The following is a 6354-nucleotide window of genomic DNA, read 5'->3' on the forward strand; positions in this document are numbered from 1 at the left end:
ACGTGGATCAGCGCGTCGAGCACGCGCGGGTCGCGCAGCACGCGTGCACGTGCGGTTTCCGCGATGTAATGCCCTTCGGAGACGGAGATCATCGGATCGACGAGGATGTGCGCGTCGACGAGCGCCGCATCGCCCATCTTGCGCGTGCGCAGGTCGTGCACGTCGCGCACGCCCGGCGTTGCCGCGAGCAGCGCGCGGATCTCGGCCGTATCGGTGGTGTCGAGCGCGCGGTCGGAGAGGTCCTGCAACGCGTCATAGCCGAACGTCCAGCCCATGCGCGCGACCATGAAGCCGACGATCGCCGCCGCGATCGGATCGAGCAGCCGCACGCCGGCCAGGCTGCCGACGATGCCGATCGCGACGACGAGCGACGAGGCGGCATCCGAACGCGCATGCCACGCGTTCGCGACGAGCATCGCCGAGCGCACGCGCCGCGCTTCGCGCAGCATGTAGCGAAACAGCGCCTCTTTCGACACGAGCACCGTCAGCGCGACGACCAGCGCGGAAAAATGTACCGCCGGAATGTTTTCGAGATTAACTAGACGGTCGCCGGCCCGCCACAGCATGCCGACGCCGACTGCAATCAGGATTGCGCCGAGAAACAGCGACGCGACGGTCTCGTAGCGGCTGTGCCCGTAATTGTGGTCGGCGTCCGGCGATGCGCCGCTATGCCGATTCGCAACCAGCACGACAAAATCCGAGATCAAATCGGAAATCGAATGCACCCCGTCGGCAATCAATGCTTGCGAATGCGCAATCGTGCCGACGACGATCTGAAATGTCGCAAGCACGACATTCAGCACAATACTGACGAACGTGCTCTTGCGTGCAACCGCGTGCTTATCTGCGCTCTGCGCGTCGCCGGAAAACGTGGACATGAAATATGAGATATCGGTATGCGGTACCCAATTCTATCAAGGGCGCCCCGCGAATCCCGCCAATACCCGTAAATTTCTTATTCAAATCAATCGCTTATGCGAACAGGTCGTATTCCCATTCGCACCCTCGATTATTACATTTTCATGACAACGCCATGCGCGCGGCGACCGCTGAAAACAAAAAAGCCGCGCTCCTGAACGGACACGCGGCTCTTTTGAAGCGCAGGTGACTTAAACAGACGTTTAAATCGCAAACTGTTCGCGGTTCTTGCCCGCGATCCAGCGCGGCGGCTTGCCGCGGCCCGACCACGTCGCGCCCGTTTCCGGATCGCGGTATTTCGCGGCGACGCCAGCGCGCGGACGGCCAACCTTGCCTGCCTTCGCGCGGCTGAGACCGAGTTCGGCGAGCGAAAAGCCGTAGTCGGCAATTTTCTGCTTCACGTCATTCAGCACTTCAGCGTATTCACGCGACTTCGCTTCTTCGATTTGCTTCTCCAGCTTCTCCCGCTGGGCCAGCAGGTCCTTGTAAGAAGACATAGTTTCCCTTTCTATCTGACTAATGGCGCCGGTCTGCAGCCAGCTCACCATTCATGAAATATATGTGCCTCGGATTTTCGAAGGCAGAGATTAGCACAAAAAAGATTTGATAGAAGCGAGATTCATGAAAATACCGAGATCAATTGAAATTCACTCGTGTCATTTTGACCGGCCGCGGCCTTTTCTCAAATTTTTACGTTCCTACACAGAGATTAGGACATTAGCCATTGGCTATTAGGTCTATCAACATACGCAATTACCCTGCATTCGGAAAAATAGAAGCTTTCATCGGACGACAGTTTTACGAAAATCGGACGGCGCCGCACGCTAAACGGACAAACCGCAGACAAGCCGGCACCGCGGCGTCACGTCACATCCCGCGCGCACGCAATCAGCCGCTTGCGCAACGCGCCCGCGTCGGCCAATGGCGTATCGAACGGCGTGCGCACACGGCGGCCGTCGTGTCGCCAGTCGGCGCCGTGACGATCGACGCCGAGCAATTCGAGCCCGTCGCGGCGCGCCGCGCCGCCGTCGTACGCGTCCCATAACGCCTGTTCCTCGTCGAAGGCAAGCGGCGGCAGCGCATCGAGATGCGTGCCGTCGACCCAGCCCATGCGCCCGAAACCGCCGATATAGCGCAGCCGCTCGACGTCGAGCGCCCAGAACGTGAAATCGCCGAGCGCCAGATAGCGCGCGGCGTCCGGCTCGTAGCGCAGGTAGCGCGCGGTGACGTGCGGATCGTCGCCGAGCGGCACGAACCGGCCGAGCAGCGTCGCGCGCTCGGCGTTCAGCACGTCGCCGCCGGACGCGTCGACGACGAGGAAGCCCGCGCGCGGATCGGCGGCCAGGTTGCGCGTGTGCTCCGCGAGGCCGCTCACGAGGATCACCGGACGATGGCTTGCATCGGGTGCAAACGGAACGACCGTCGGATACGGGAAGCCCTGCGGATCGCGCGCATGGGTGGCGAGCGTGCCGAGCGCGCAGCGGTGCAGCAGATGCAGGGCGAGAGCGGGATCGATGTTCAAGAGGACTCCTGCGGTCGAAGGGCGGCGCGCCGGGCACGCCATGCGCTTCGATGTTACCCGCGGGCGCGGTACGCCGCGCATCGGCCGAACGGCCAATGCGGCGAATACCGGGCACCAAGACCGCCCGATCATCGGCCAAGCGGCCATCGCCCGGCAGGATCGTAAGCGGTTCGATAGAATCGGACGGGTCCGACGGGCGCCGCGTGCGTCCGCGCATTTCCTTTGACGAGCCTTTCCGTGTCCGAATCCTCCTCCCCCGAATCGTCGTCCCCGTTCGCCGCGCCGCCCGACGCGCATCGCGTGCTGCCGCTGCCGGCCCGCCAGCGCGCGCGCACGGCATCGATGGCGCTGTTCTTCGTCGCCGGCATGATGTACGCGTCCTGGGGCGTGCACGTGCCGACCGTGCGCGACAAGTTCGCGCTGAGCCCCGGCCTGCTGTCGATCGCGCTGTTCGCGGTCGCCGGCGGCTCGATCGCCGCGATGCTGACCATCGCGCGCTGGATCACCCGTGTCGGCTCGCGCACCGCGTGCCTCGCCGGCGGGCTCGTGATGTCCGCGTGCGCGGCGCTGATCCTCGTCGTGCCCGACTACTGGATGCTGCTCGCGGTGCTCGCGCTGTTCGGTTTCTCGATGGCCACGCTCGACGTCGCGATGAACGCCGAAGCCAGCGCCGTCGAGATCGCGCTCGGCAAGCCGATCATGTCGTCGCTGCACGGGATGTTCAGCATCGGCGGGATGGCAGGCGCGGCCGCCGGCGGCGCGCTGCTGTCGGCCGGCATGGCGCCGGTCGCGCATCTCGCGCTCGCGGCAGCCGTGAGCGCCGCGGTGCTCGTGGCCGCCAGCCCGGCCGTGTTGCCGCACGTGCCGCACCACGAACACGCGCATGGCGGCGGCAACCGCTGGCGCTCGCCCGCGTTGTGGATGCTCGGCGGCATCGCGCTGATCGCACTGGTCGCCGAAGGCGCGATGTACGACTGGGCGACGGTCTACATGCGCGACGTCGTCGCGGCGAGCCCCGCGCTCGCGAGCGCCGCGTATGCGGCATTCTCGGGCGGGATGGCCATCGCGCGCTTCGCGGGCGACGCCGTGCGCGCGCGCTTCGGCGCGCCGCAGCTCGTATTCGCGAGCGCGTCGCTCGCATGCGCGGGGATGATCGGCGCGCTGCTGCTGCCGAACCCGGCCGCGGTGCTGACCGGCTTCACGCTGATGGGCCTCGGCCTCGCGAACATGATGCCCGTGCTGTTCGCGGCCGCCGCGCGCGTGAAAGGCATCCATGCGGCCGAAGGGCTCGCGCACGTGGCGGGGCTCGCGTATTTCGGGCTGTTGTTCGGGCCGGTCGTGATCGGTGCGGTCGCGCAGGCCGCGAACCTGACGATCGGCCTGTCGGTCGTCGCGCTGTGCGCGGCGCTCGTCGCGCTGGTCGCGCCGAAGGTGCTCGCGCACCTGAAGATCTGACGGTGCGGCGCTCGCCGCGCCGAACGGCCAAAGAGAAACAAAAAGAAAACGCGCATGCGTTGCCGCATGCGCGTTTTCACCCCTTCTGTTGACCGCCTGTTGCGTTACATCTTCACTTCGTCGAGCAGCGACTTCTTGCCGCCCTTGTAGTTGTACAGCGAGATCACGCCGTGCTGCAGGTCGCCCTTCGAGTCGAAGGTCGTCGTGCCGATCACGCCCGAGTAGTTCGTCGCCGGCATCGCCGCGAGAATCTTCGCCGGATCCGTCGAGTTCGCGCGCTTCATCGCGTCGACGATGATGTACACGGCGTCATACGTGAACGGTGCGTAGATCTGGATCGGCTGGCCGAAACGCTTCTCGTACTTCGCCTTGAACGCTGCGCCGCCCGCCATCTTCTCGAGCGAGGCACCGGCTTCCGAGCACACCACGTTGTCGGTCGCGTCGCCGGCCAGGTCGGCCAGCTTTTCCGTGCACACGCCGTCGCCCGCGAAGATCTTCGCGCGCAGGCCGAGCTGCTTCGCCTGTTTCGCGAACGGGCCGCCGGTGGCGTCCATGCCGCCGTACATGATCGCGTCCGGGTTCTCGCCCTTGATCTTGGTCAGAATCGCGCGGAAGTCGACCGCCTTGTCGTTCGTCGCGTCATGCGACATCACCTTCAGGCCGAGCGCCTTGGCCTTCTTCTCGAACTCGTTCGCGAGACCCTGGCCGTAGGCGGTCGAATCGTCGACCACCGCCACGCTCTTGATGCCCTTCGAGTGCGCGTAGTTCGCGAGTGCCGGGCCCTGCTGCGCATCGGTGGCCACCACGCGGTACGTGGTCTTGAAGCCCTGCTGCGTGTAGGCCGGGTTCGTGGCCGACGGCGAGATCTGCACGATGCCCGCATCGCTGTAGATCTTCGAGGCCGGGATCGACGTGCCCGAGTTCAGGTGGCCGACCACCGCGACGACCTTGTCGTCGACGAGCTTCTGCGCAACCTGCGTGGCCTGCCGCGGGTCGGCCGCGTCATCCTGCGGGTCGAGTTGCAGCGTGATCTTCTGGCCGCCGACCGTAAGACCCTTCGCGTTGATTTCCTCGACGGCGAGACGCGCGCCGTTTTCGTTGTCCTTGCCCAGGTGTGCAATGCCGCCCGTCAACGGCGCGACGTGGCCGATCTTGACGACTTGATCGGCTGACGCGTTGCTTGCAGCTGCAGCGCACAGCATCGCTGCGGCGGTGATCGGCAACAGCTTTTGCATCTTGATATTCATGTAAGTCTCCAGTTCGGTCCCAAAAAACGCCATCGCCCGGTGCCCCGCTGCCATCCCTGTGTTTGCAATCACTGGACGATTCGCCGGATGCATCGTTCATGCACTTGGCCTCAAGCACGTGAAAACTGCCGCTTTTAGCGGCCGCCCGTCCGTACTTGCGCGCAAGTGTAGGTGATCAAATTAATTTGTGGGACTTTTTTGGGGTAGTGGTAACACTACCGATATGCGCACTTTGGAACGACTACTCGAATATCGCTGCAAGCCCCGCCGGATAAGGGTTTCCGCTAATTCCCGAGGCTTCACCGAAAGGTCGCTTCAACGCATTCCCGGGGCATTTCGATTCGGTATTTTGTGCCCGGGATCATTGAATGAAACGCGCGTGACAACGCGCGTTTCGTCGTCCGGCATGAACGATTCAGGCAGCCGCCGCACGCCATTCTGCATCGAGCGCGGCGACGAGCTGCGACGTCGTCAGCGCATCGCCGCGCCGCCGCGCGAGCGGCGCGCCCTGCCCGGCCCACAGCGACAGGTAGTCGCCGTCGTTCGCGCGCGCGGCGGCCTGGCGCAGCGGCTGCGTCAGCGCGTTCTGCACCGGATACGGCGCGACGTCGGCCACGCGCTCGCCGAGCCGCGCCATCAGCGTATTGCGCAGCCCGCGCGCATGGCGGCCGGTGATCGCGCGCGTGACCTGCGTCGACGTATCGGTGCTCGCGAGCAGGCGCGCCTTCCAGTCCGCCGCGATCGCGCTTTCCGTGCAGGTGAGGAACGCGGTTCCGAGCTGCGCGCCCTGTGCGCCGAGCGCAAGCGCGGCCGCGATCCCGCGGCCGTCCATGATGCCGCCGGCGGCGAGCACGGGCAGGCCCGTCGCGTCGACCAGTTGCGGCACGAGCGCGAACGTGCCGATCAGCGCGTCGTCGGCGGAACCGATGAACGTGCCGCGATGGCCGCCCGCCTCGGCGCCCTGCGCGGACAACGCGTCGGCGCCGGCCGCCTGCCATGCGAGCCCCTCGGCCACGTGCGTCGCCGTGCCGATCACGTAGGTGCCGGCGGCCTTCAGGCGCGCGACGTCGGCCGCGTCGAGCACGCCGAACGTGAAGCTTGCAACGGGCACGCGCAGCGCCACCAGCGCATCGAGTTGCGCACGGAAATCCGGCGCGTAGCGCGCGGGCGCGGTGCCCGGCGGCAATCCGAGCGCCGCGTTCAGCGGGTCGA

At 65.7% G+C, this 6354-nt stretch carries 6 protein-coding genes; 1 reads left to right on the forward strand and 5 read right to left on the reverse strand.

The features are described 5' to 3' along the window. From DPV74_RS37970 to DPV74_RS37980, 3 genes are all read right to left on the reverse strand, one after another. Positions 1–878: cation diffusion facilitator family transporter (locus tag DPV74_RS37970; protein WP_162923253.1), on the reverse strand; the 878-nt coding region annotated here is incomplete at its 3' end. A gap of 243 nt (positions 879–1121) precedes the next feature. Beyond that, positions 1122–1415: an H-NS family nucleoid-associated regulatory protein gene (locus tag DPV74_RS37975; RefSeq protein WP_006491875.1), complete on the reverse strand. Its 294-nt coding sequence runs from the start codon at positions 1413–1415 to the stop codon at positions 1122–1124. Between the two features lie 365 nt (positions 1416–1780). After that, positions 1781–2440, reverse strand: coding sequence for a HugZ family protein (locus DPV74_RS37980; RefSeq protein ID WP_119339057.1), 660 nt, complete (start codon positions 2438–2440; stop codon positions 1781–1783). A gap of 237 nt (positions 2441–2677) precedes the next feature. Here DPV74_RS37980 and DPV74_RS37985 point away from each other — a divergent pair, with 237 nt between their 5' ends. After that, the gene (locus DPV74_RS37985) at positions 2678–3895 is read left to right on the forward strand and encodes an MFS transporter (protein ID WP_060174994.1); all 1218 of its coding nucleotides are present in this window, start codon (positions 2678–2680) and stop codon (positions 3893–3895) included. Between the two features lie 104 nt (positions 3896–3999). On the opposite strand, the gene DPV74_RS37990 is transcribed toward DPV74_RS37985, so the two are convergent. Both DPV74_RS37990 and DPV74_RS37995 read right to left on the reverse strand, forming a co-directional pair. Beyond that, positions 4000–5142 (reverse strand): branched-chain amino acid ABC transporter substrate-binding protein, encoded by a 1143-nt coding sequence (locus DPV74_RS37990; protein ID WP_027788629.1) that lies wholly within the window; start codon positions 5140–5142, stop codon positions 4000–4002. Between the two features lie 415 nt (positions 5143–5557). Next, the coding region (locus tag DPV74_RS37995) for a nitronate monooxygenase family protein (RefSeq protein WP_162923254.1) at positions 5558–6354 on the reverse strand (797 nt) is incomplete at its 5' end.

The organism is Burkholderia sp. HAN2018 (assembly GCF_024704855.1).
In the GTDB taxonomy this organism is placed as follows: domain Bacteria; phylum Pseudomonadota; class Gammaproteobacteria; order Burkholderiales; family Burkholderiaceae; genus Burkholderia; species Burkholderia cepacia.

Bases quoted from the DNA above. Each gene is read 5' to 3' on its own strand.
- DPV74_RS37975 (WP_006491875.1), bottom strand. From the start codon at position 1,415: ATGTCTTCTTACAAGGACCTGCTGGCCCAGCGGGAGAAGCTGGAGAAG.
- DPV74_RS37990 (WP_027788629.1), bottom strand. From the start codon at position 5,142: ATGAATATCAAGATGCAAAAGCTGTTGCCGATCACCGCCGCAGCGATG.